The 22805-nt window shown below is 62.2% G+C and carries 23 protein-coding genes; 15 read left to right on the top strand and 8 right to left on the bottom strand.

Annotated elements, in window-relative coordinates; all coding sequences use genetic code 11:
* Positions 1-600: 600 nt before the first annotated feature.
* Entirely contained in the window at positions 601-1443 is an 843-nt protein-coding gene (locus DEIPE_RS22755) for a patatin-like phospholipase family protein (RefSeq protein ID WP_015231450.1), read from the bottom strand.
* Between the two features lie 48 nt (positions 1444-1491).
* On the opposite strand from DEIPE_RS22755, the gene DEIPE_RS20410 reads away from it, so the two are divergent.
* From DEIPE_RS20410 to DEIPE_RS20400, 3 genes are all read left to right on the top strand, one after another.
* Complete coding sequence (locus tag DEIPE_RS20410; protein WP_083865705.1) at positions 1492-2007, top strand: winged helix-turn-helix domain-containing protein; 516 nt, start codon at positions 1492-1494, stop codon at positions 2005-2007.
* The gene (locus DEIPE_RS20405) at positions 1896-2561 is read left to right on the top strand and encodes an IS630 family transposase (protein ID WP_083865706.1); all 666 of its coding nucleotides are present in this window, start codon (positions 1896-1898) and stop codon (positions 2559-2561) included. The genes DEIPE_RS20410 and DEIPE_RS20405 overlap by 112 nt, the downstream gene beginning before the upstream one ends.
* A gap of 223 nt (positions 2562-2784) precedes the next feature.
* Positions 2785-3228 (top strand): MarR family winged helix-turn-helix transcriptional regulator, encoded by a 444-nt coding sequence (locus tag DEIPE_RS20400; protein ID WP_015231449.1) that lies wholly within the window; start codon positions 2785-2787, stop codon positions 3226-3228.
* 235 nt (positions 3229-3463) lie between these two features.
* Here the strand turns inward: DEIPE_RS20400 and DEIPE_RS20395 are convergent, their stop codons facing one another.
* Entirely contained in the window at positions 3464-4429 is a 966-nt protein-coding gene (locus DEIPE_RS20395; RefSeq protein ID WP_015231448.1) for a lysylphosphatidylglycerol synthase transmembrane domain-containing protein, read from the bottom strand.
* A gap of 797 nt (positions 4430-5226) precedes the next feature.
* Between DEIPE_RS20395 and DEIPE_RS20390 the strand changes: the two genes are divergently transcribed.
* The 7 genes from DEIPE_RS20390 (at position 5227) to DEIPE_RS20360 (ending at position 14096) form a co-directional block, all read left to right on the top strand.
* Positions 5227-6105, top strand: coding sequence for a MurR/RpiR family transcriptional regulator (locus DEIPE_RS20390; protein ID WP_015231447.1), 879 nt, complete (start codon positions 5227-5229; stop codon positions 6103-6105).
* A gap of 16 nt (positions 6106-6121) precedes the next feature.
* A complete protein-coding gene (locus DEIPE_RS20385; RefSeq protein WP_015231446.1) occupies positions 6122-7339 on the top strand; it encodes an extracellular solute-binding protein in 1218 nt (405 codons plus the stop codon).
* Positions 7340-7472: 133 nt separating this feature from the next.
* Complete coding sequence (locus DEIPE_RS20380; RefSeq protein WP_245557659.1) at positions 7473-8306, top strand: carbohydrate ABC transporter permease; 834 nt, start codon at positions 7473-7475, stop codon at positions 8304-8306.
* 12 nt (positions 8307-8318) lie between these two features.
* Positions 8319-9143, top strand: a complete 825-nt coding sequence (locus tag DEIPE_RS20375) for a carbohydrate ABC transporter permease (RefSeq protein ID WP_015231444.1) — start codon at positions 8319-8321, stop codon at positions 9141-9143.
* Entirely contained in the window at positions 9140-10711 is a 1572-nt protein-coding gene (locus tag DEIPE_RS24760; protein WP_015231443.1) for an N-acetylmuramic acid 6-phosphate etherase, read from the top strand. Before DEIPE_RS20375 ends, DEIPE_RS24760 begins: the two co-directional genes overlap by 4 nt.
* The gene (locus DEIPE_RS20365) at positions 10708-11643 is read left to right on the top strand and encodes an N-acetylglucosamine kinase (RefSeq protein ID WP_157449113.1); all 936 of its coding nucleotides are present in this window, start codon (positions 10708-10710) and stop codon (positions 11641-11643) included. Before DEIPE_RS24760 ends, DEIPE_RS20365 begins: the two co-directional genes overlap by 4 nt.
* A 1067-nt stretch (positions 11644-12710) precedes the next feature.
* Complete coding sequence (locus DEIPE_RS20360; protein WP_015231441.1) at positions 12711-14096, top strand: serine hydrolase domain-containing protein; 1386 nt, start codon at positions 12711-12713, stop codon at positions 14094-14096.
* A gap of 357 nt (positions 14097-14453) precedes the next feature.
* Here DEIPE_RS20360 and DEIPE_RS22750 read toward each other — a convergent pair whose 3' ends face one another.
* From DEIPE_RS22750 to DEIPE_RS20325, 6 genes are all read right to left on the bottom strand, one after another.
* The gene (locus tag DEIPE_RS22750) at positions 14454-14687 is read right to left on the bottom strand and encodes a transposase (protein ID WP_052326859.1); all 234 of its coding nucleotides are present in this window, start codon (positions 14685-14687) and stop codon (positions 14454-14456) included.
* A 28-nt stretch (positions 14688-14715) separates the two neighbouring features.
* Complete coding sequence (locus tag DEIPE_RS20350; RefSeq protein ID WP_083865919.1) at positions 14716-15075, bottom strand: IS630 transposase-related protein; 360 nt, start codon at positions 15073-15075, stop codon at positions 14716-14718.
* 520 nt (positions 15076-15595) lie between these two features.
* Positions 15596-15895: a hypothetical protein gene (locus DEIPE_RS20340; protein WP_015231440.1), complete on the bottom strand. Its 300-nt coding sequence runs from the start codon at positions 15893-15895 to the stop codon at positions 15596-15598.
* A 110-nt stretch (positions 15896-16005) separates the two neighbouring features.
* On the bottom strand, positions 16006-16359 hold the full coding sequence (locus DEIPE_RS20335) for a hypothetical protein (protein WP_015231439.1): 354 nt from the start codon (positions 16357-16359) through the stop codon (positions 16006-16008).
* Entirely contained in the window at positions 16356-16973 is a 618-nt protein-coding gene (locus DEIPE_RS20330; RefSeq protein ID WP_015231438.1) for a hypothetical protein, read from the bottom strand. Before DEIPE_RS20330 ends, DEIPE_RS20335 begins: the two co-directional genes overlap by 4 nt.
* Positions 16974-17049: 76 nt before the next feature.
* Complete coding sequence (locus DEIPE_RS20325; protein ID WP_015231437.1) at positions 17050-17328, bottom strand: helix-turn-helix domain-containing protein; 279 nt, start codon at positions 17326-17328, stop codon at positions 17050-17052.
* A gap of 593 nt (positions 17329-17921) precedes the next feature.
* Here DEIPE_RS20325 and DEIPE_RS22740 point away from each other — a divergent pair.
* The 5 genes from DEIPE_RS22740 to DEIPE_RS20290 all read left to right on the top strand — a co-directional run bounded on the left by DEIPE_RS22740 (position 17922) and on the right by DEIPE_RS20290 (position 22789).
* A complete protein-coding gene (locus tag DEIPE_RS22740) occupies positions 17922-18269 on the top strand; it encodes a hypothetical protein (RefSeq protein ID WP_015231436.1) in 348 nt (115 codons plus the stop codon).
* A complete protein-coding gene (locus tag DEIPE_RS20315; RefSeq protein ID WP_015231435.1) occupies positions 18266-18508 on the top strand; it encodes a helix-turn-helix domain-containing protein in 243 nt (80 codons plus the stop codon). Before DEIPE_RS22740 ends, DEIPE_RS20315 begins: the two co-directional genes overlap by 4 nt.
* Positions 18509-18784: 276 nt before the next feature.
* The gene (locus DEIPE_RS22735) at positions 18785-20191 is read left to right on the top strand and encodes a hypothetical protein (RefSeq protein ID WP_157449112.1); all 1407 of its coding nucleotides are present in this window, start codon (positions 18785-18787) and stop codon (positions 20189-20191) included.
* 390 nt (positions 20192-20581) lie between these two features.
* A complete protein-coding gene (locus DEIPE_RS20295; protein ID WP_015231432.1) occupies positions 20582-20917 on the top strand; it encodes a hypothetical protein in 336 nt (111 codons plus the stop codon).
* 213 nt (positions 20918-21130) lie between these two features.
* On the top strand, positions 21131-22789 hold the full coding sequence (locus tag DEIPE_RS20290) for a polysaccharide biosynthesis tyrosine autokinase (RefSeq protein WP_245557658.1): 1659 nt from the start codon (positions 21131-21133) through the stop codon (positions 22787-22789).
* The last annotated feature ends 16 nt before the right edge of the window (positions 22790-22805 follow it).

Below are 22805 nucleotides of genomic sequence, written 5' to 3'. Positions count from 1 at the left end.
CCCTGCGCAGTGAGGCCGAAATGACTGATCCGGCGACGTACACCACGCTTGGCTGGAACGCAGTGGCAAATGGAGTGCTCAGAGCAAACCCTCCCGGGAGGCACAGGTTTTCGATGTCCGCATTGAGGATGGCGTGCAGACCATTCGTATCAAACTGGAATAGTGCGCGTGACTTCATCACCTTCGCGCCTTGTCCAGCTAATCCAAGTATCTCCTGTTTACGTTTCCGATCTTCGCTTCGCTCCAGATCTCCATTTTCAGCGGGGAAACCTAAAGGGGAGGCGACGGATGGCCGTGGAGGGCGCCGCACAGAAGCGTATGTCGCCCTGCCTCCACCCGCTCCTTGGGCTGCATTGACCACGCAGTGAACCGATGAGCAGCAGAAGCAGCCACGGGGATACCTGACGCAACAGGATGAACGTCCGCAGGTTCAGGTGCCGCTTCGCGGCGCTCGAGGTGTTCCGGGCGGTTCGGTTCACTGCCCGAATTCTAGCGAGGCCCAGCAGGGTTTTTCATGGCCGGCGCTGCGTCGCGCGCTGCTTCGCTGTCGGAGTGTCGGCGCCGAGGTGCTCTATCTGCAGCCAGGAGCGCTCTTACCGATCAACGTAGGGATGGTGAGCGGAACTTCCCGAGTTGCTCGGAGTGCGCGTCGAGGACGCTGTTCGCTTCGTTATAACCCAAGTCCACGGCCTCATCGAGGGACCCGAAATCTGCGTCATGAATCCCGTGTTGATCCAGAGGGGGGCGAATCGTGAGGTCAGGTGGGAACTGCCGGTACAGGTCTTCGACGATCGCGCCCCGGGTGATGACGTAAGCTTTGTACATCAGTTCGATGGGCAGCGGCATTTCCTTGTGGGCAGTTCTGGTGATCATGGCCAGCAGGCCTGTCTTGCGGTCCAGGTTGACTTTGCGAGCGGGGGTGGACGCGACGTCCACGACGATGACGGGGTCGCTGCTCAGCTCCCGGATGACGTCCAGGGGAACGACGTTCAGGATGCCTCCGTCCATCAGGGTACGGTTGTCATGCTTGACAGGCTCAAAGACGCCTGGAAAAGCGTTGCTGGCCAGGGCGGCGGGAATGAGCGCACCGGAGCGGTAAGTGTGCAGGGTGCCCTCCTGAATGTCCACGGCGACCAGGGCCAGGGGTATGCGCAGTTGCTCGAACTGTTCGGGAACGCGCCGCGCCAGCCATGTGCCGATCTGATCGCTGCTGAGCAGGCCACTTCCGAACTGAACGGCGGTCATGTCTCCAAAGTCCGTGCGGCGGGCCAGACGGTACAGTGTGCGTGCGTCGTAGCCTGCGGCGATCAGGGCGCCGATGATGGCGGCACTTGAACAGGCCGCGATGGCGCTGGGGTGGATCCCACGTTCCTCGAGCGCGCGGAGCGCTCCGAGTTGGGCGAAGCAGCGTGCTCCGCCTCCGCTGAGTACAAGTCCAGTCATGCCTTATACGGTCTTGCGTTGAGGATCTTCCGAGGAGCATGCTGAGGCGTGCCCCCCGAAGTTCGTTTGAAGCCGCACTTGACCTCGGATGAATTGCGCAAGTGCTATCGGTGCTGTGCTCACCCTGCCGACAAGACACGCTGGCACGCCTTGTGGTTGATCTCGCAAGACAAGGCCAATCGCCACGTCGCGCAAGTCGTCGACCGTTCGCATACTTGGGTCAACGACCTGGTGCGTGCCTACAACGAAGGCGGACCCAACGCCGTACCCACCCACAAGCGTGCAGGCGAAGCACGCGGCGGCAAGAAAGCGGTCTTGGACGTCAGCGGCGTCTTGGAACTCGGGCAAGCGCTCGACACCGAGGCACCGCCAGGCGGGGGACTGTGGACGGGCGCAAAGGTCGCGGCTTGGATTGCAGCGAAGACGGGCCATCGTCCTGACCAAGCGACCGGCTGGCGATACTTGCAAAAGCTCGGTTACAGCCAGCAAACGTCGCGTCCCGCGCATCCCCAGGCGGCCAGCAAGGAAGAGCAAGCGGCGTTCCAAAAAAAATCCTCGCACTGAGTGCCAAGCTCCAAGCCGAACATCCGGACAAGGACGTGCGGTTGTGCTTTCAGGACGAGGCGCGGTTCGGTCTCAAGCCCACGTCTCGCCGTCTGTGGGCCAAGAAAGGTCAGCGACCGACGGCGCCCAGTACCGTCAAGTACCAGTGGACGTACCTGTACGCAGTCGTCGAGCCTGCGCTGGGTCGGGTGTTCTGGTTCGTATTGCCGAAGGTTGACACGTGCGTCATGAGCGTCTTCTTGCGCGCCTATGCGGCTTCACTACCCGAGAAGGTCATCGCCCTGCTCGTGCTTGACGGTGCAGGCTGGCATTCGACCAGGAAACTCAAGGTGCCCGACAACATCGTGTTGGCCGTCTTGCCACCCTACTCGCCCGAACTCAACCCAGCTGAACGCTTGTGGACCTTGGTGCGTGAGGCGACGCACCACCAGACCTTCACTGATCTCGACGCCCTCGAACAGCGGCTGTGCACTCGCTGCGTGGAACTCGATGCACAGCCACAGGTCATTTCATCCGCAACGGCCTACTTGGGCTACTACCCTGAAAGTTCATGAATGCAATACCGTATTATTGGTTCAGCTCCGTGGTTCCTGCAGGTGAGGAAGCAAGGAATGGCACTTCAGGGTGGTGGGTTGCGCTGCTGACAGCCTGTGAGGGTGGGTCTGATGGGTAGCGCACTCTGCCGAGCGCCGCTATACTTGAATATATCGCAGTGTGATGTAATTCTGAAGTCCGCCTCAGCAGGGCAACAGTTTCGCCACAGCTTCGGAGAATCCCGTGAACACGCGCACCCCTCACTCCCATCAAACCTACCCTGCCATGGCCGCCTTCCGCAGCTGCCTCGCCGCCTACGCCCACGCCAGTGAGCGCATCGTGCGTCGCTTCGGACTGACACCACAACATTACTCTCTGCTCGTCGTCCTCGGCGCCCAAACCAACGGCACCGTCACGGTCGGCGAGGTGGCACAGGCCCTCAACATCGCTCATCACGGGGCCGTCGGCCTGACCCAACGCGCACAGCAGGCCGGGCTGATCGAACGCATCCGCGATTCTCACAGCCGACGGCGCGTGCTGCTGCACCTCACCGCGACCGGGCAGCAACGCCTTCAAGACATCACCCAGGCACACATGAACGAACTCCACGAGCAACGCGCCGGACTTCATCACGCTCTCCACCACTGGATCAAGGTACTCGACGAAAACGCGACCGAACCTGCCTGATCACGCCCTGGCCCGCGCTCAGGCAGCCGACCTGAGTGCCGCCACTCAACGCACGAAGCAAGGGCTGCCGAGCGCCCGGCCAGACCATCACCCCGCACTACAACTGAAAGGTGCAGCGCACATCACTGCAAAGGACCTGCAGTGAACCCACACCTGCCTCCCTCAGCACCGGGTACCGCACGAAATTCATCCCGGCCCCTGGGCACGCAGCGCAACCTCAGCCAAAGTTCACGTGTCACCCTCGTCTCCCCGTCTGCGACTCTTTCTCGCCAGAAGTACTGACGCGTGCACGCCAGAGGGTGAAGTACACCAGCGTGCCGAGCAAGGCCGGGAGCAACACGGTCGCCAAGCGGAACAGCGTGGAAGCTGCAAGTGCCTCTTCGGGCGGAAGGGCACTGTTGACCACCAGAAATCCCACGGCGCTGGCTTCCGCGACACCAAACCCCCCTGGAACCGGCGACAGGCGCGCAAGCAACGTGGGAAGTACGAAGGCCAGCACCAGCGGCCCGAGCGGTAAACTCCAGCCGACACCCAACAAGCACAGGTGCAGCGCCAGCACCTTGATCGCGAAGGACAGCACGGTCAACGCTGTGGCCGTGACAAGCACTGGCGCATTCAGCAACGACCGGGAGTGAGTGACGGACGCCCGCCACTCGTCACGTATCTTGAAGTGCGCCGCCAACTTCTGCGCTTGACGCACAAGTTGGCGGCGCAAGACCGGAATCGCCAGCAATGCCGCTGACACCAGAACTCCAGCTCCGATCAGCAAGGCAGGCAAACGCGCCTGTTCGTACCAGAGGGTCGCGATCATCACCCCGAGCAGCAGCAGCGCTTGATCGAACACGCTGGCGAGTAAGACGGGTGGTGTCGCGGACGACAAAGGCACACCCGCCACGCTGAGCAAGCCTGCGCGCGCGGCAAATCCCCCAGGCAGCAAGGCCACCGCCGTCCCAGCCAGATGGGCGAGCAGCACCGCCTGGGGGGCGACATCACTGACGGGTTTCAGCAGCGTCGCGAGCCTCAAGCCCTTCACGACCGGGTAAACGAGACCCAACGCGACGATCCACGGAGCGTACACGAAATCAAAAGTCGCGAACGCCTGCGTGAGCGCCTCCCCATTCAGGTACCGGACCGCCGTAAACACCAGCCCAACCAGGATCAGCGCACTCAATCCCCATTTCAGGACCGCTTTACGTGTCATACGGCCTCCAGGGTACAAATTGGATCGCGCTGTTTGATGGAACCACAAACGGTCGCGCCTTTCATCAGTCCCCGTGTTGACGGCCAAGTGCTGCCTTGGCAGCTGATCCTCAGAAAGTTCCGGTGGAGCGCAACGCCCGGTTCGATGCCCTGCTGAAGTCCAGTTTTGCACGGTACCGCCTTTCAGAGCGATCCTTTCCGTTAAGGAGCAGCACTCCGGACATGCCGTCGCGAGTGTATGAAGCCTCAGTACCCCACAACTTGAGCTGAGCAGTGCGATGGAGCGGAAAAAAATTTCACGACAAGGCTCAGGAGAGCCTGCCGCCCGCCCGTGTCTTAACGCCAGGAAGCGGCAAGAAGCTCCAAGGTCGTACCTGACGAGGCTCACTGCACGGCGTCCGTTCTGCCCAAGAGAGGCCAGCGCTTTTTTCCGGTCTACCAAGACCGCATCCTGGATCTGGCCGACTTGGGCATGTTCTCGCAGCCTGCACCACAAGAAGAGACCCGAGAACAACGAATCTGACACCCTCAACCTACCCCAAGGGAGGACCAGCATGTTCGTTCTCGGCATCGGCAAGCGAGAACTCCACGTCAGCACGATCCCTACTTTGTTCCTTTCATCAACACTGTATGGAAGCCGACTCCTCATACCGTGAGCCCTTTTATGGGTGGCCACGATTGGGCTGTAACCTTACTGCCGGTCAAGGGGTTTCCAAAGCCCGGTGGGAACGCCTTGACCATCGCTGTTGACAGGAGAATACCTGTCAGGTACAACCATAGAGAAGGAAAAAACCTGTCATGACGATCGTTGATCAACCGTCCTCAGAACGTGCGGTTGCCTTCCCCGGCATTCTCGCCCTGCTCCGCCATCGCCTGCACAGTCTCAATTCCTCCGCTCAAAAAACAGCCGAGATGATTCTCGCCGACCCAGCGCTGACCGCCAGCGAAACCCTGACCGAGTTGGCCGAACGAGCCGGCGTCAGCGAATCCAGCATCGTCCGCTTCGTCCGCCAGCAAGGCTTCAAGCGCTTTCAGGAATTCAAAGTCGCCCTGGCATTCGATGCTGCCCAGGAAGCCATCCAGCAAAACCCCACCGCACCCTCCGGCGAGCAACCGCACCCGCTGCAGCACCTGCTGCACTCATCCATCCGGTCTCTCGAGCAAACCTACGCCTACCTCGACCCATCACACCTCGGAGTGATCGCTGAGGAACTCATGCGCGCGGATCAGATTCTGGTGATCGGCGCTGGCGCGAGCGGCGCGCTCGCTCTGGAGTTCCAGTACAAGCTGGTGCGGCTCGGACTGCGAATCAACGCCACCAGCGACATGCATCTCGCCGCGATGCAGGCCAGCCTGCTCAACAGCAACAGTGCCGCCATCGCCATCAGCCGCTCAGGCGCCACCATCGACACCCTGCGCGCATTGGAGTTCGCCAGGCAGCAAGGTGCCACAACCATCGTGGTGACCAGCAAACCCAAAAGCAGCGCTGCACAAGGAGCCCGCCACGTTCTGCTCGCAGCCGGTGCGGAATCCCCCATTGAAGGCGGAGCGCTGACTTCAGAACTCAGCACACTCTTCATCCTGAACGCCCTGCACACCACCCTGCTCGACCGGCTCCCACATGCCAGAAGCACGCTCCTGAAAACCGCGCAGGCCATCAGCGACAAACGCGAATAAAGCCCTGGAGGATTACATGAAAAAACTGCTGCTCATCACCTCGTTTCTGTTCGTCAGCTCCGCCGTAGCCCAAACCACCCTCTCCTTGTGGTCATGGCGAACTGAAGACCGCGCCGCGTACGAGCAACTCATCAAGGACTTCGAACGCAAGAACCCCGACATCAAGGTGAACTTCATTCCCTACGAAGCCACCAGCTACAACACCGTACTCTCCACCGCACTGGCCGGCGGAAAGGGCCCTGACCTCATGATGGTGCGCGCCTACGGCGGTCTCGAACAACTCGCCAAAGCCGGTTATCTGGAGCCCATCACCAATAAATTTCCTGATCTCAAGAATTTCTCTGCTGAATCGCTGGCCGCACAGACCCTGCGTGCCGACAAGCAACTGTACGCAGTCCCGTTCGCCACCCAGACACTCGGCCTGTTCTACAACAAAAGCCTCTTCGACAAACTGAAGCTGCAAGCTCCCCGAACCTGGAATGACCTGACCAACGCTGGCGAGAAACTCAAGGCGGCCGGGTACATTCCATTCGCCAACGGCACCAAAGATGCCTGGCAGGGAGAAATCATGATGGGTGTCTTCGGGCCAAACATCTACGGGCAAGACTTTTACCAGGACATCGTGAATGCCCGCACTGACTTCGAAGATCCCCGCTTCGTGAACGCCATTCGCAAGCTGCAGGAACTCAAGCCCTTGATGCCACAAGGATTCACCGCAGTGGATTACACCACCGCCCAGCAGCTCTTCACCAGCGAGCGCGCCGCAATGTTCGCCGGAGGCAGCTTCGAAATAGCCAATTTCCGCAAGCAGAACCCCAACCTGAAGTTCGCTTTCGTGCCCGCCCCCACCTTGAAGTCCGGCGATCCGCGCATGGTCAGCCTGTTCGGTGACGGAGGGTACGCCGTCAACGCCAAAAGCCCCAACAAAAAAGCGGCGCTGAAGTTCCTGGAGTACACCGCCAGCCGCCAGTTCGGTCAGAAATTCACCGACCTGCTCGCGAACGTCTCACCCATGCAAGGGGTCGTGCCGAGCGACCCGATGGTGCGGCAGGTGATGCAGTACAACAAGAGCGCCTCACCGTACATCATGCTGGTCAACTTCCGTTACAACGACCCGACCGGTTCGACCCTGCTGCAACAGGCCCTGCAGAAAGCTTTTGCGGGTGACATGACCCCCGAACAGGCCGCCAGGCACGTCACGCAAGGAATGAGTGGCTACTTCAAGAAGAAGTGAGCACAAGCCAGGGCCACCCTATCAGGAGTCCGGTCCTGGCTTACGGCGCCGGCCACGCCCCAACGCACGGCACCACCGCATCGCGTGGCTCTGCTTCCTGCTCATCCCGCCCGCGCTGTTCTTCAGCACCTTCGTGATTCTGCCGATCCTCAGCGCCTTCTGGTACAGCGTGTACGACTGGGACGGTTTACGCCGCACCGAATACATCGGCCTGCAGAACTTCCGCACCGTACTGTTCACCCCGCCGTACAGCACCACCACCTACACCGCCTTCGGGCATAACGTGATCGTCTTCCTGACACTGATGGTCGTGCAGAATGGCACCGCGTTCTTCCTGGCTTACTTTTTAAGCAAGCAATTCCGCGGCTTCCGCTTTCATCAGGTCGTGGTGTTCTTACCCGTCATCCTGTCCACCATCATCATCGGAGTGCAGTGGAAGCTGCTGCTCAACCCGCTGTTCGGCGCGTTCAACATGGCCCTCAGCGCCCTGAATCTCTCTCACCTCGCGCAACCCTGGCTGGGCCAGGAAAGCACCGCGCTGCCCGCGCTGATGCTGGTGAACACCTGGCACTGGGTGGGCTTCCCCACGCTGGTTTTCCTCGCGGCCATTCAGCGCATCCCCACCGAACTGATCGAAGCGGCTCGGCTGGACGGTGCCAGTGAAGGCGTGCTGCTTCGACGAATCGTCTGGCCTCTCATCGCCCCCGCCGTGACCATCATCGTCATCCTCACCTTCATCGGGGCATTCAACTGGTTCGAGCTGCCGTACATCATGGCCGGACTCGACGGTCCTTACGGCACCGACGTCCTCGGCCTGTACTTTTACCGCACAGCCTTCGGAAACGTCGGAAGCAGCTTCCAGAACTTCGGACTCGGGAGCGCCCTGGCGGTCCTGATGTTCCTGTTCATCCTGATCTGCTCGGTCATTCTGACGCGCATACTGCGGCGCCGTGAAACCGAACTCTGAAGCGGAGATAGCGTGAGATCCAACCCCACCCACCACCTGCTCGTGCAGGGACTGCTCACCCTGAACGCCCTGGTGATGCTCGTCCCGATCCTCTTCATGCTCATCGCGGGCTTCAAAAGCAACAGCGATCTGCTCTCCAAACCCTTCAGCCTCACCACACCACTCCAGCTGGACGCCTACACCCGCGTACTCAGCGAAACCGAGTTTCCACGCTACCTGTTCAACAGCCTGCTGGTGACCGGCAGCTCACTGCTCCTCATCCTGATTCTCGGCACCATGGCCGCCTACGCCTTGGGGCGGTACGTCTTCCGCGGCAACGAAGTGATCTTCCTGTTCTTCCTGAGCGGCCTGATGATTCCGCTGAAGCTGGCCGTCATCCCGTTATTCCTGCAGCTCAAGGCATTGCAGTTGATCGACACGCATTGGTCGCTGATTTTCATTTACGCTGCCATGGGATTACCAAGCGCCGTATTCATCATCACCGGCTTCGTGAAGACCCTGCCAGCCGAGCTGGAAGAATCTGCACGCCTCGACGGCGCCAGCGAGGCGCGCATCATGTGGACCATCATGCTGCCGCTGGTCCGTCCCGCCATGATCATCGCGGGAATCTACAACGCCGTACCCATCTGGAACGATTTCTTCTTCCCGCTGATCTTCATTCAGTCTGCCGCCCTCAAAACGCTCCCACAAGGACTCACCATGTTCATGGGTGAATACAGCACTGACTGGAGCGTGCTGTTCGCCGGGCTGACCCTCTCCGTGCTTCCCATCACCGTGGCGTACATCCTGCTCTCACGACAATTCATCGCGGGGCTGACTGCTGGAGCCGTAAAATGATCACCACGTCACTCCCCACAGAGCAAATTGAAGTCCGCTTTGCCGACCTTGACCTGCTGGACGAACGCAACCTGCTCGAACGACTGCTGAACGACCAGGAGGGGGCCATCCGTGCCGTGCGCGCCAGCCTGCCACAACTGACAGCCGCCGCGAAGGCCGCAAGTGAGCGCTTACGCCACGGCGGCCGAATCGTCTACGCAGGTGCGGGTACCAGCGGAAGGCTCGGCATGATCGACGCTGCGGAACTCACCCCCACCTTCAGCTGGCCACCCGAGCGCACCGTAAATCTCGTGGCAGGCGGTCGAGACTCGTTCTTCGCGGCGGTAGAGAATGCCGAAGACGACGTTACCACTGCCGAACACCACTACCTGCAAGCGAATATCACCGAGCACGATGTCATCCTCGCCGTTGCAGCCAGCGGTACCACCCCCTACGTCTGCCGTGTCCTGCAACTTGCGCGTCAAAGCGGAGCGCTCACCATCGGCATCGCGAACAACCCGGGTACGCCGGTACTCGGCCTCTCCGAGCACGCCGTCCTGCTGGACACCGGTCCAGAAGTGCTGAGTGGCTCCACCAGACTCAAAGCCGGCACCGCCCAAAAAATTGCGTTGAATTTGCTCAGTACCACCGTCATGGTCCAGCTCGGAAAGGTCTACCAGAACCTCATGGTGGACCTCGTCGCCACCAATGAAAAGCTTGTCAATCGCGCCAACCGACTGGTGCAGGAAGCAGCGCAAATCGAACCCCAGCAGGCCGTCACGCACCTGCGTCAAGCCAACTGGAACGTCAAAACTGCGATCGTGACCGCCACTCAAGGCGTCGATGCACACTGCGCGCGCGCACTCCTGGACGCCCACCATGGACGCCTGCGCAGCGTCCTCCACCAGAACACCCCAAATTTCCCAGCACGCCCACTGCCCACAGGAGTCATCGTGTCCTGTCAAGCCCGCGCTGACAATCCACTGCACGGGCCGCAGTTCATGCGAGCCATGGCCCTCGCAGCCGCGCAAGCCGGCGCGGTCGGCCTGCGCGCCAACGGCGCAAGTGACATCCGTGCCATTCGGGACGCCAGCAACCTCCCAATCATCGGAATTCAAAAAGTATTCGGCAGTCCCTACGACGTGTACATCACTCCGGACTTCGGCTCGGCAAGGCTGGCCGCGCAAGCCGGCGCGGACATCATCGCGATTGACGCGACGCACCGTCCACGCCCTGTCCCCCTGCCTGACCTGATTCGCTTCATACACGAAGAGCTCGGTAAGTTCGTCATGGCCGACATCAGCACCAGCGATGAAGGAATGCGCGCCGCCGAATACGGGGTTGACTACGTAGCCACCACACTCAGTGGATACACCAGCACCTCCCCGACCCTACCAGGTCCAGATGTTCAGCTCGTGCAAGCCCTCGCCTCCCACCTTGACATCCCCATCGTCGCAGAGGGCCGCATACAAACACCACACGACATCAGGGCCGCACGTGAAGCCGGCGCTAACGCGGTTGTCGTAGGCACAGCCATCACCAATCCGCGCGAAATCACCCGGAGACTCGTCCACGCCTGGAGTGAATGATGCAACTCGGCATAGACGCAGGCGCGACTCGCGTGAAGTGGTCACTCGCGCACCACGGGAACATCCTCGCTCGCGGTGACGCCCCCGCCCTTACCGGGCATCTCTTCAGCAAAACCCAGCAGGGCAACGCGACAGAACGACTGCAGCACCTGCACGCCAGCGTCCACCAAGCCTGGCCGGACGTGAACCTGAGCTCGGTGCTCGCTGGTATCACCGGCCTCGACGCTGGCGAGCCTTCAGCGCTGACGCTCCGCACCTTACTCTCCCGCACCTTTGCACTCCCAGAACAAGCGGTACAGGTCCACAGCGACCTGCACCTCACGTACCTCGCGTACTACGAGCCTGGTGCGGGCGCCTTGCTGTACGCCGGAACGGGCAGCATCGCCTACCTGCTCGATTCGCAAGGCAAAGCTCACCGCACCGGGGGCTACGGATACCTGCTGGGCGACGAAGGTGGCGCGTGGTGGCTCGCGCGGGAAAGCCTGAAATGCCTGCTACGAATCAAGGATGACGGCCAACCGCCACCACCGGTATTGACGGCCAAACTGCAATCCTCACTCGGTCCCCTCGACTGGCCAACTCTCCGGGCATTCGTGTACGGCAGCGAACGCAGCCACCTCGCCAGCCTGGCGCCCCTGGTAACCGAAGCAGCACAAGAAGGTGATCCGGTGGCGCAAGCCATCATCGCAAACGCTGCAAGAGAACTCGCGAGGCTCTTGTCGAACCTCACCCGCCTCCACCCAGCACAACATGACCTCACCGCCTGCGGGGGCGCCCTCACCCCCTTCGTATTCACGCTGCTGCGCAGTTACCTTCCCCATCATCAGGTGACCTACGGGCAGCGCTGCGTCAGCGACGCCAACGCACTTCGCCTTACACCCGCCTCAGCAGAAGGACACGCTGAAAAGCGTGTCCTTCGACCCTCACAATGAGCGGGTGCAGCATCCTGGAGGCAACTGCAGAACTTCCTGAAGGCGTGGACGCCGCAGATTCTCCTTGAACAGCCACGCCCTTCAGCGGGAACATCATTTTGTTTCTCCGCTTCACGATATTGACGCCGCGAAACCTACGGACTGAGGAAGTAGAGCAATGTCGGACACCAAGTACAGCTGTACTGGCTGCGTCAGGCTGTTTGAGGTCAAAGGGCTGAAAGTCGTGCAGCTGTGACAAGTCAACGATGACCCTGGCGGTGCTGACCCCACCAGCCTTGCGTGACGAGCCCCTTCTCTTCAGCCTTGGGGGCTCGTAAGACACGAACAAGGCACACGTTGGCAACTCGCCGTCAGGACGAAAGTAAAAACCCACTCGAAGAGTGGGTTTTCCTGGTGCACCCGAAGAGATTCGAACTCCTGGCCTTCTGATCCGTAGGTGGAAGCTCCACCCAGGAACCTGGTGTCCATTGATGCTCCATGGCGTCCCCAATTCCGTTGCACACGCAATTTTCTATAACTTTTCGCGCCAGGTGACACCCGCTCGTAGCCATTCATACGCGCCCCCGTAAGGCACGCACCAACGACCACGGACATTCACCTTCTTCAGCAGGAGCACCCCCAAGCGACAGCGTCAATCACCGCCTCAACGAATAACCCTCATTAGGCGACGTACACCAAGTCCACCGGACCCGAGGAGCCCCACCTTTTTCCTGTCCGAAGCCAGTGGTCGGCTGACGTTCCCATTGCGCATCTGTGATTTCCTCGCGTTACAGCACAAAAAGATAGGTCTCCAAACACGGTTTCTACCATTGGCCTACAGACCCTACTACCGACAACGGTGGCACTCGCCGTTGAGCTACAAGACCCCGGTAGAATTCGAGCAGTTCAGGGAACGCAAGGCGGCGTCACTGAAAGCACGCAAACCGAGGCAGTCTCAGTCACAGTGGATCAGACGAGTTCATCCCAGTTCTGGTAACACAACCGCGCCCTGATCCAACCATTGAGGTTCGCCAGACCACACCACGCTCTCGGACACCGGTTTGTGCCTCAGGCGTTATCCTGCCCTCATGCCACTTTTCGACACCGTACGCGCCCTGGCTCCCTACCTCCAGTCATGGTTGGAGTACCAGCGGGACCAAGCGCGGGTGCCGGGCGTACAGGTGGCAGTGCGGGTAAGCGGTAAGCTGGCGGCCTCCTTTGCGCTGGGCGTGGCGAACGAGGCCACGGGGCAGCGGCTCACACCACGGCACCTCTTCCGTATCGCCTCGCACTCCAAGACCTTCACCGCAACCGCGATCTTCCAACTGGCCGAGACCGGAACGCTGCGTTTGGACGACCTGGTGGGCCGCTGGCTGCCGGAACTGGCGGGATCGCCCCCAGCGGGGTTGACGGTACGGGCACTCCTGGGGCACCAGTCCGGCATCAACCGCGATGGGGCCGACAGCGACTACTGGCAGCAGCTCCACGATTTCCCCGACCGTGACGCCCTGGTCGCACTGTGCCGGGCAGACGCCGTGTACCCACCGAATCAGTTCTTCAAGTACTCGAACATGGGCTACTCGCTGCTGGGCCTGATCATCGAGGTGGCCAGCGGCCAGACGTACGAGGACTACGTGGCGGCGCACATCACCGGACCGCTCGCGCTGACCAACCTGGGGCCGGAACTGCCGCAGGGACGCGAAAGCGAGCTGGCGGCTGGGCACAGCGGGCGGTTGGCAGGCAACGACCCCCGGCGGGTGCTGCCGTCTTCGGATACGCGGGCGATGGCGGCGGCCACAGGGTTTTACGGTACGGCGGAAGATGTCACAGCCTACCTGGCCGCGCACGCACTGGGACGTGTCGAATTGCTCACGGACGCGTCCAGGCGCCTGATGCAGCGCAAGGAATCCGAGATCAGCCGACCTGTGAAGCGCTGGTACGGACTGGGCTTCATGGTCGAGGAGATCGGGGAGCGCACGGTCGTCGGCCATTCGGGCGGCTTTCCTGGGTACATCACGCAGTCATGGCTCGACCCGGAATCGGGCCTGGCTGTATCCGTCCTCACGAATTGCCTGGGCGGCCCCGCAACCGATTGGGCGACGAACCTCATCAAGCTGATCGATCTGGCGATGAGCGTGCCGGAGAAGAAGACCACCGATGCGCCGGGCTCCGACCTGGATACCTTCACCGGTCGCTTTGCCACCGACTGGGGCGTGTTCGACCTGGTCAATCTGGGAGGCCGCCTGGTGTCCCTGACGCCGCAGGGCGATCCTGCTCTGAGTGCCACGGAATGGACCGTGGTCGACGCCGAGACGCTGATACCCGAACCGGAGGCTGGCTTCGGGGCGGTCGGTGAGCCGCTCCGGTTGCAGCGCACGGCGGCTGGCGACATCGAGTGGGTGCGCCAGGGCGGAGGGCGGGCCTGGCCCATCGCGGCGTACCGCCAGCGAGTGGGCCTCGGCCCGCTGCCCTGAGCCGTAAGGTGAATGGATCGCTTCCTTACGGTCCTGACAGGTAGGTGTGTCGAGCTGAGCCAAGGGAAGTTCAGCGCTCATGGAGCGTTTGTCATATTGATTGGTGGGATAGGGCGTGAGAGAACCAGCCGAGGATATCGGTTGAGGTGACAGCAGCAGATCGGGAAGCCCAGCCCCTGAGTAAGGCTTTGAGCCTGGAGAACAGCATCTCGATAGGATTGAAGTTCAGACTGTAGGGGGCAGGTAGATCAGGTGACAGCCCCGTGGCTTTGATCAAGTGGCGGACGCATCCCGCTTATGAGAAGCCGGGTTAACCATCAGCCCGGGTACGAGCGTCGGACAAAGCCCCTCACGCACCTACACCTCGAAGAGCTCAGTATTCACCGCACCTTCGATCACCAGTTCCGCCTGTGAGCCCTGCGAGCTCATGGCACACAGCAAGGTGAGGTTCTTGCCGGTGTTTCTCGGAACGCGGGCAAAGGCTCGCTGATTTCGTGGGGCCCTGGCATAGACGCGACTCATCCCGGTGTGGAAGCCACTTTCGTCGAAGCACACCAGGTCGTGCAGCTTCAGTCCAGTTATCTCATTCACAAAGGCGGCTCGAGCTTCAGGGGACTGTTCAGTGGCGCGGACGGTCTTTTTTTCTCGTGATTGAGAGCCGTTCGAACATGCGGTCCATGGTTTTGATGCTGACCCGCACGCCATGCTGCTCGAAGTAGTACTCCACGTGCTCGGCAAGGGTCGCGTCGGGGTACTGCTCCACCTGGGCTCGTAGGGCGGTGTGGCTGGCTTCTCCCAGGATTCGTACCCGGCCTTTGTGCCGGACTGGCGCCAGGGGCTGGCCTGCAGCGTGAGCCCGCACATAGCTGCGTACCGCTGATTCACTCAGCCGGAAGGTGCGGGCCACTTGCGCGATCACTGGCGTGTCCTGGTATGCCGCCACCACTCGCTCTCGTAAATCCAACGAATACGCCCTCATCCTTCTATCCTACTGACAAATGCTCTAAGGTTGGATTCCGGGTGAGGCGCTGGTTTCGTAGGCCTTTTCGCCTCACCCGGATTTTCATTTTACCACTAAGCGTTAACACCATCAAGGTAAACCAGGAAAAAACGCCAAATAACAGCACAATGAGGTAGATGGCTACTGTTCGTTGGAAACTCGCAGATTTTCTCGATCAAAGAGGAATCAGTACCTACGCTTTGGTGAAGGTAATGGGTACTACGCGTATGAACACGGTCTATCGCCTTGTCCGTCGCGGAGATGAACCAACTCGGGTTGACCTGCCTACACTCGCAAGCGTTATCGCAGGTCTCCGTCAGATGACTGGCGAGCCTGTGGACATCACCGACCTGCTCGAGTTCGATCCGGACGGGGGGGAGGGCACGAACGCAAGCCCGCTTCCCGGAAGCGGGGAAGCGGGCCGAGCAGTTGAAGCCAGCTCAGCGGGACGTAAAACTTACCAAAACCTTGTCCTCAAGACGGTTTCAGGTTTTTGAGGTTAGAACGCGGCTTGCTGGGGGTTAGACCACCTTCCGGTTTTGGCATCCGAAGTCATTTCGAGCTCTTTCACACTGCCACCACGCGTCTTGCGAACGGCAAGCCAGTGACGGGCACGCCGTCCCGGCACGCTCTCGCCGTTCTCGTCCTTCTCGGTTTGCGCGAGGTCCGCTTCCGTGACAGGTCGGTGACCGGTCACGACCAGACCGACGCGGGTGGTCATCACCTTCGCGCGGGCGACGTCGGTCTTCTCGGGCGGCCCGTTGCGCTTACGGCCGTCCTCGTTGGTCTGGCTCAGCATCGCAAGTACCAGCGTCGCACACCCGCCATGGCCGCCGGTCTCGCCGAGCGCCCCTGGCTGCTGGCCGAGCTGCTGGGCACCCCGCTCTACCCCTGAACCGCGGGTTCATCTCACTGAACTACCTGGATTTGCCGCAGTAGTGATTTGCGGGAAATGCGGATTGTCGGCCGGGTCCTCGTAGACTTCCGAAATCCACACGAAAGTGCCGCCTGGGCCGCGGTTTTGTGGCGCCATAGGTAGCCGGTCGCCTGCAGCTCCTTGAGCACGGCGCGAATGCCGTCACGCTTGAGGTGACCCTGCTTGATCAGGTCGCTCACGCTGACCGTCCAGTTGTCCGGCTTGCTCAGCAGGTAGCCCATGATGCCGCGGGCGTTCCACGACAAACGGTCGTCCTGCAATGCCCTGCGGTAGATCTGAGAGTATGGGTTCTCCCGAGAGCGTACCTTGCGAATGATTTCGCTCACGAGAACCACCCCAGGGCGCAGAAATCCTTGAGCTTGATCGTGACGTGGTCGCCTTGCAGTTTCGGGGCGGCCTCGATGCGGCCGAGGTGCGCGATGTGTTCGAGTTGCTCCATGATGTCGGGGATCCCGACCAGGAAGGTGGAGGCGTACTCGATGCGGTCGAAGGTGACGCCGCCGTCCTGGCTGTCGGTTTCGACCGCCAGCGTGTGCAGCCACAGGTAGAGGTGCAGCGTGCGGCCAAGCGTGAACATTCCCCGCGGGGAACGCAGTTCGCTTGGGACGAGCTCGATCGTCGCGTAGTGTTTACGCTCGAACTGCCCGGGTTTGACTTTGATGATGGTGGTTTCCTTGTGACGGCGGCTGAGCGAGATGAGTTCCAGAAAGCCGTGGTTGTCGAGGGCGATCAATTCGGACTGGGCGCGCTGAAAGTATGAAGAGGGGTGACTTGCTGGCTCGCCGGGCTGACGAATCCAGCGTTCGCCGAAGTCGATCAGGTTGATCTTCGTGAGACCGTTGGCGTCGGCCTGCGATTCGAGTTCCTGAAGGATGGCGGCGCGCTTGCGGCCGAGCTGGTTCAGGGGGTTGGCGTAGTCGTTGTAGCGGATATGGGGCATAGCGTCTCCTCGCCCTACCCTCGCCGAGGGCCCGGGCATTAAATGACTGACCCGCCGGGAGGGAGGGGCAATCTCCTTACCCCTCCCCGGTGAGGCACTTGGCCTTGTCGGTCAGGACGTACGGGCTCGCCAGGAAACGGTTGTTCGCGTCACGCTGACGGGGGTTGTCCAGGTAGCCGAGCTTCTTGAGCTGCTTGGTGAGGTGCTTGACCGCTTCGGCCTTGTTCTTGCCGGCTTCGGCGAGCTGCTTGTGGGTGGCGGCGCCGCCGAGTGCCAGAATCAGGGCGAGCACGCCGCGCTGGGCGTAGGTGATGTCGGTAAGGTGCGTGAAGCCTGCCAGGGTGGAGAGGCTCATGGAAGGGACGGTCGTCTCCTCACTGGACCTGTCCCAAACGGGAACCCGGCTCCATCGAAGCTGGATCGTGATTTGGCGACGTACTGCACTGGAGGGAAGCGGTATGCCAGCCCAGGGCCTCTCCTGCTTCTGGGCCACGCCGGCACGCTGGCCGTGCGGTGATGACCCCTCGTTGTTGCTGCAATCGGAATCGTGTTGTTGGGGCGCTCGGGTGATAGGGAAGTCAGCCATACTTTGACCCTACGCCGTTTTTTCGCGGGGACCGCTGATTTCTCAAAAAAAAACTCCCCTTTTGGGAAACTCGGACAGGGCGGGTTTGGCGGAGACGATCCACAGCGTCTGGTACGCACTTTCGTCCCGCTCGGCTTCCTGAAGGCCTGTCGAAGCTGCATAGGCAAGATCGTTTTGGCTGGTTTTCGGCTGACATTGCTGCACTTTTTGCCATGAATTGCAGTTGATTTTTGATCGTCGGCACTGCCGACAGGCGAGCAGTCGTTCGGAAGCGTGCCGCTCCAGCTCCGCGGCAGGCTCGTTCCGGGTAAAGACCGCTCACTTCTCCGGAGTGGTGCCCCGTCTGAGCTGGACGATCGGGTATGGCAGAACTTTTGGTATATGGCCGGTACTCCGGCATGAACGGCTGCATCGTCGCGTACACGCTGGTGGACGCGGCCGACGAACCTCTCGCCCGGCGCTACCGCTGGCACCTCGGTGGGCGTGAGCGGCAGTACGCCATGGCGGTCACGGAACGCGGAACAGTACTGCTGCACCGCCTGCTGCTCGAGGCCCAGCCGGGCCAGCGTGTACGGCACCTTAACGGCAACCGCCTCGACCACCGTCGGGCGAACCCGGAGTTGGTGCACGCAGTGAACGTCGTGCCTCCCCATGCCCGAGTTGCGATTGTCGCCGACGAAATTTATCCCCGCCCGGGAGCCCGGTCGTGAAGTTCGAACCCCAACCGCGCTACTTCTACACGCCCTCGGAACTCGCGGAGCTGCTGCGGGTATCCGAGGCGACCATCCGGCGGATGATCCGGCGGGGGGAGATCGAGGCGGTCAGCATCTGCCGGCAGTACCGCATTTCGCACATCGAGCTCTCCAGGCTGCTGGGGAATGCGGGACTCCCGGAGGAAGCCCTGCCGCCCACCCCCTGGCAGCAGCTGGAAAGCCTGTTCAAGCAGTGATGCCGAGAGGAAGTTCGTGGGCGCATGGTGGAAGGGGGAAAGCCGCTGAGCCGGATCATCCGCAGCCTGGCGATGTCGTTCCCCGCGGGGAACGGTCAGATAGACAGCAGCAAGAAGGTCGACCGTCGGCTGGGGCGGCGGGGGAGCGGCCATCGGAAGGGCCTCACCCTCTACTGGTGTCTCACCCCGAGGCGGCTGGACTCCATGCTGGCGTAGGGAAACTGAAGAGCTGAAGCTGCATTATGCATTACCCCCCCGCCATGAGTGTTCAGGATAGTGCCCGCTGCGTCCGGCCTGATGATCGGCATGTTCGATCCTTCGTTGATTCGCCCGCAGCGTGCCGTCGTTTCCCGCGCTTTCCGTGAGACCCTCCTGGGCCGGATGCCGCGCCTCCGCGATCAACTGGCGTACTGGCGCCCGTTGGGGCACGTTCTCTTCACCCCCTTTCTTGATGAATACCAGGCAGAGCGCGGCGCGGTGATTCCCCGCCCGCTGGCAGCGGCGCTGGAAGGCAAGGAAAAGGAGCTGCGAGGCGGCCGTTACCGCTCCTTACTTTTTCTGACGGGCTTCGTGGACGCGTGTGGCCTCGAGGCGACGCTGTCCCCTTACGACCACGAAGCGGGACGGGCGCGCGTGCTGACCTTGCGGCTGGAGCCGGCCCTGGACGCCGGATTGCAGCAGGAACTGCGCACCCCGCAGCAGCAGCTGTTCGAGCCGGTGGACTTCGAAACCGGTAAAGCGGTGGGTTGGCGTGGTGTGAACGAGCGGTGGCGGCAAGTGCGGCAGCACGTCGCGGTCGACCCTTCCCACCCGAACGCTGACGGCGTCCGTTACCTCAACGGTGTCTCGCCGCGCGTGTACGCGCCGCACCGCGAGCGGCTGGACGCCGCCTATGGTGTGTGCCTGACCTTGCCCGCCACCAAAGTGGACGCCAACTTGCGGATCCTGCGCAGCCTGCCCTGGCAGTTCGAACCCACCTACCAGCAGGTCCGCAAGTCCCCAAGGATCTACACCATCGGATCCTCGCTCGCACTGTGCTCGGGCGTGGTGCGCCGCTGCCTGCTGCACGACGCGGCCCAGTACGATCTGGAAAACGCGCAACCGGCGGTCGTAGCCTGTTTATGGGACATTCCCGACATCCATGCGCTCTTGCGGGAGCATGGCTCGATCTGGCCGCTGTTGCTGCGCCAGGCGGGTTTGTCGGACGAGCACAAGCCGAGCGTCAAGATCTGCGTGTACGCGGCGGTGTTCGGCCGCACGAGGTGGATGCTGAGGCAGGTACTGGCCAAAGACATCGGTGAAGAGCGGGCGGAGCGGCTGCTGGCGTCGCCGGTGTTTCAGAGCCTGCTGGACGCTCGCGACCGCCGAATGAAGGCCATCAAAAGGGACGGGGGAATGCGGGACGCCTTCGGCCGGTTTCACCCGCTGGAGCCGCAAAGCCGGAACATCCGCACGCTGCTGGCTTACGAAGCGCAGTCGTATGAAGTGAAGCTGATGTGGCCCATCTTCGACCTGGCGCGCCGGACAGATGATTACTCGATCGTGCTGTGGCTGCATGATGGGTTCTACGTGCGCAGTCATGACCGCAGCAAGTTCACGCGGCAGATGCGGCGGCTCCTCGGCGCGGTGGAACGTCAGGCTCAGGAGCTGAACATCCCCACCCGCCTGGTGGCCAGTGCCTGATGAACGAAAATGAAAGTCCGGCGGGCCGTTCGAGCTCTGTAGATCTCGGCGTAGGGGCGGGTGGGCTGGCCGAGCCACTGAGCTCACCCGGAGGAGGCCGGTCACGAGCAGGACGCACTTCGCTGCAGCGGCCACCTTTCTGTGGGCGGGTGCCTACAACGAGTAGCTGCTGGGATGGGTCCTCATTGACCGGAGCGGAGAGCCAGCGGTCTCGCACCACAGGGCTTTGCTGTATCCCCGCACGCGTCGGGCGTCCGGACGCAGTTTTGACAAGCGGACTATCGTCCGCGTCGAAGTCAGCCTGGTGGGGATTCTCGCCTGACGGTCCGCTGACTTCCCGTCCGCATCGGCCCCGACGGGTGATTCCCAGGCGAAGAGGCAGCCTCAGGCATGATCGAGATTCCGGTGTGTGGACGGTGGAAGCGGAACAACAGCCTGTTCATGCGGGCGCTCGTCGATGACGAGGACGCTGACGTGGCGTGGCAGTACATCTGGCGGCTCAGCCGGCGCGAGCCGCAGCAGGTCGTGGCCGATGTGGGTGGCTCGGTGATCGTGCTGCCCTCGCTGCTGCTGGGTTTGGAGGGTTGCGAACAGCGCCTGCGCGTCGAGCACCGAAACGGCAATAGCCTCGATAACCGCCGCCGGAACTTGCAGGTGGTGTCGCTTCCCGAGCGCGGGCGCGGCCGAATACCGGCAGGTCTCGGGGGTGTGGGCGACAGAAGCTGAGGCTGAGCGGTTTGGCTCCGGCAGTGCCCCGGACCGCGGGTGAAGCCAGGGTAGCTGGGTTGGCGCGGAGCGCGAGCGGAAGTCGCGTTGACGTCCGTTGATCGTAGGGTGTCCATTGTTCCCCGCGGGGAATGCCGGCGGAAGGCGGGGTCTGCGAGTGCAATGAACTTCCCACCTTTGGACGTCGCTTTGGCATTACATTAAGCGTTGATGATGACTTCTCCTTCTGCTCCCCGCCCGGATGAGATCGATCTGCGGCAGGTTTTTCAGGCGCTGCGGCGTCACGCGCCGCTGATCGCGCTGACCAGCGCGCTGGCGGCGGGAGGCACCTTCCTGCTGTCCAAACAGCAGGCGCCGGTATACCGGGCCACCACCAGCGTGATGGCCGGCAGCAACGAGGCCGGCAACTCCCTGATCAACAACACCCTGGTGACCGCGCCGCCCCTTCCGCAAGGGGCGCTGCAGGAAGCCCTGCACAGCCGGCGCGTGGTGGGCGCGGTGCTGGAGGGGCTGGAAAAAACCGACTTGCCGCCGGACGTCGTCGCGGTCATTCGCCGGGATCTGCAAAATGAGCTGGCCGACAACGTCTTCAGGCGCTTCACCGTCAAAGCGCGGCTCGATCCGCAGCAGCGCGGGGTGTATGAAATCAGCGCGACCGGCAGTTCTCCGGAAGCGGCGCGGACTTTGGCGGAAGTCGGGGTCACGGCCCTACTCGACTGGGACACGGCGCGCGCGCAGGCGGGGGTCAGCCGGGCGCGCCGCAGCGTGCAGGCGCAGTTGCGTGACACCACCGCCCGTTTGCAGGCCGCGCCGGCCGGCAGCCTCGACCGTCAGAGCCTGATCGCCGCGCGCGGGCAGCTGCTGCAGAACCTGTCGCAGGTGACCGTGCTGGAAGCGGCGGCCAGCGGCACCCTCAGCTTGGTGGCGGAGCCGGTCGCGCCGCGCCGTCCGGTGGCGCCACGGCCGACCCGCAACGCGGCGCTGGCGGGGTTGCTGGCGTTGTTTCTCAGCTCGGGGCTGGCCCTTTTGAGTGACAGCCTGCGCCGGCGGGTGAACGGCACCGATGATCTGCTGGCGTTGGGGTTGCCGGTGTTGGGGCAATTGCCGCTGGTGCAGCGCAAACACCTGCAGGGTGGTTTTGTGGCGGCCAGTGAAAGCGGGCCGCTGTACGAAAGCGTGGGGTTTTTGCGCATCAATTTGCTGAGCGTGCTGCCCGGCGATCGGCAACGGCGGCTGGTGGTGTCGAGTGCGCATGCCAGCGAAGGCAAAAGCAGCCTGACGGCGGCCCTGGCGGCCAACCTGGCGTCCGGTGGATTGCGGGTGCTGGTGATCGACGCGGATTTGCGCCGTCCCACCCAGTTCAAGGTGTGGGCGCCTGAGCAGACCGAACTGGTGGCGTTGCCCGGTGCGCAGGCGGGCCAGGCGCCCGTGGCAACCCTCAGCGGCGCCTTCTTGCAGCCGGAAGCGGCGCATGCGGTGCGGGTCTCGGAAGGAGTGGATCTGCTGCCGGCCGGCAAAGGTGCGCGGGGCGGGGAAGCCACCAACATTCTCAACCAGCCGGCGCTGCCGAAGTTGCTGGAGCGCTGGGCGGCCGGGTATGACGTGGTGCTGATCGATTCACCGCCGATGCTGTCGCTGCCGGACACGCTGTCGCTCGCGCGCAACGCGGACGGGGTGCTGCTGGTGGTCGAGGCGGGCAAGACGCGCCTGTCGGACGTGGAACGTTCGCTGGAGAATGCCCGCACCGCGGGCGTGGGCGTGCTGGGCCTGGCGCTCAACAAGCTGCCCCGCAACCGCAGTTCGTATTACGGGTACGGGTACGGCGAGGAGGAGCAAAAGCAGCGCTTTCGCGGTTTGAAACCCGTGCGGTAGAAAGGGTCTGAAGCGG

The organism is Deinococcus peraridilitoris DSM 19664, assembly GCF_000317835.1.
Lineage (GTDB): Bacteria > Deinococcota > Deinococci > Deinococcales > Deinococcaceae > Deinococcus_A > Deinococcus_A peraridilitoris.
The sequence above is the reverse complement of the archived record's forward strand: the minus strand, read 5'-3'. Positions and strand labels throughout refer to the sequence as shown.

What these genes read in the sequence shown, in the direction of transcription:
- DEIPE_RS20325 (WP_015231437.1), bottom strand. Translation starts at nt 17,328, where the DNA reads ATGAGCCTCTCCACCCTGGCAGGCTTCACGCACCTTACCGACATCACC.
- DEIPE_RS20390 (WP_015231447.1), top strand. Translation starts at nt 5,227, where the DNA reads ATGACGATCGTTGATCAACCGTCCTCAGAACGTGCGGTTGCCTTCCCC.
- DEIPE_RS20350 (WP_083865919.1), bottom strand. Translation starts at nt 15,075, where the DNA reads ATGAGGGCGTATTCGTTGGATTTACGAGAGCGAGTGGTGGCGGCATAC.
- DEIPE_RS20360 (WP_015231441.1), top strand. Translation starts at nt 12,711, where the DNA reads ATGCCACTTTTCGACACCGTACGCGCCCTGGCTCCCTACCTCCAGTCA.
- DEIPE_RS20330 (WP_015231438.1), bottom strand. Translation starts at nt 16,973, where the DNA reads ATGCCCCATATCCGCTACAACGACTACGCCAACCCCCTGAACCAGCTC.
- DEIPE_RS20295 (WP_015231432.1), top strand. Translation starts at nt 20,582, where the DNA reads ATGATCGAGATTCCGGTGTGTGGACGGTGGAAGCGGAACAACAGCCTG.
- DEIPE_RS22755 (WP_015231450.1), bottom strand. Translation starts at nt 1,443, where the DNA reads ATGACTGGACTTGTACTCAGCGGAGGCGGAGCACGCTGCTTCGCCCAA.
- DEIPE_RS24760 (WP_015231443.1), top strand. Translation starts at nt 9,140, where the DNA reads ATGATCACCACGTCACTCCCCACAGAGCAAATTGAAGTCCGCTTTGCC.
- DEIPE_RS20385 (WP_015231446.1), top strand. Translation starts at nt 6,122, where the DNA reads ATGAAAAAACTGCTGCTCATCACCTCGTTTCTGTTCGTCAGCTCCGCC.
- DEIPE_RS20340 (WP_015231440.1), bottom strand. Translation starts at nt 15,895, where the DNA reads ATGCTGAGCCAGACCAACGAGGACGGCCGTAAGCGCAACGGGCCGCCC.
- DEIPE_RS20290 (WP_245557658.1), top strand. Translation starts at nt 21,131, where the DNA reads ATGACTTCTCCTTCTGCTCCCCGCCCGGATGAGATCGATCTGCGGCAG.
- DEIPE_RS20395 (WP_015231448.1), bottom strand. Translation starts at nt 4,429, where the DNA reads ATGACACGTAAAGCGGTCCTGAAATGGGGATTGAGTGCGCTGATCCTG.
- DEIPE_RS22740 (WP_015231436.1), top strand. Translation starts at nt 17,922, where the DNA reads ATGGCAGAACTTTTGGTATATGGCCGGTACTCCGGCATGAACGGCTGC.
- DEIPE_RS20365 (WP_157449113.1), top strand. Translation starts at nt 10,708, where the DNA reads ATGATGCAACTCGGCATAGACGCAGGCGCGACTCGCGTGAAGTGGTCA.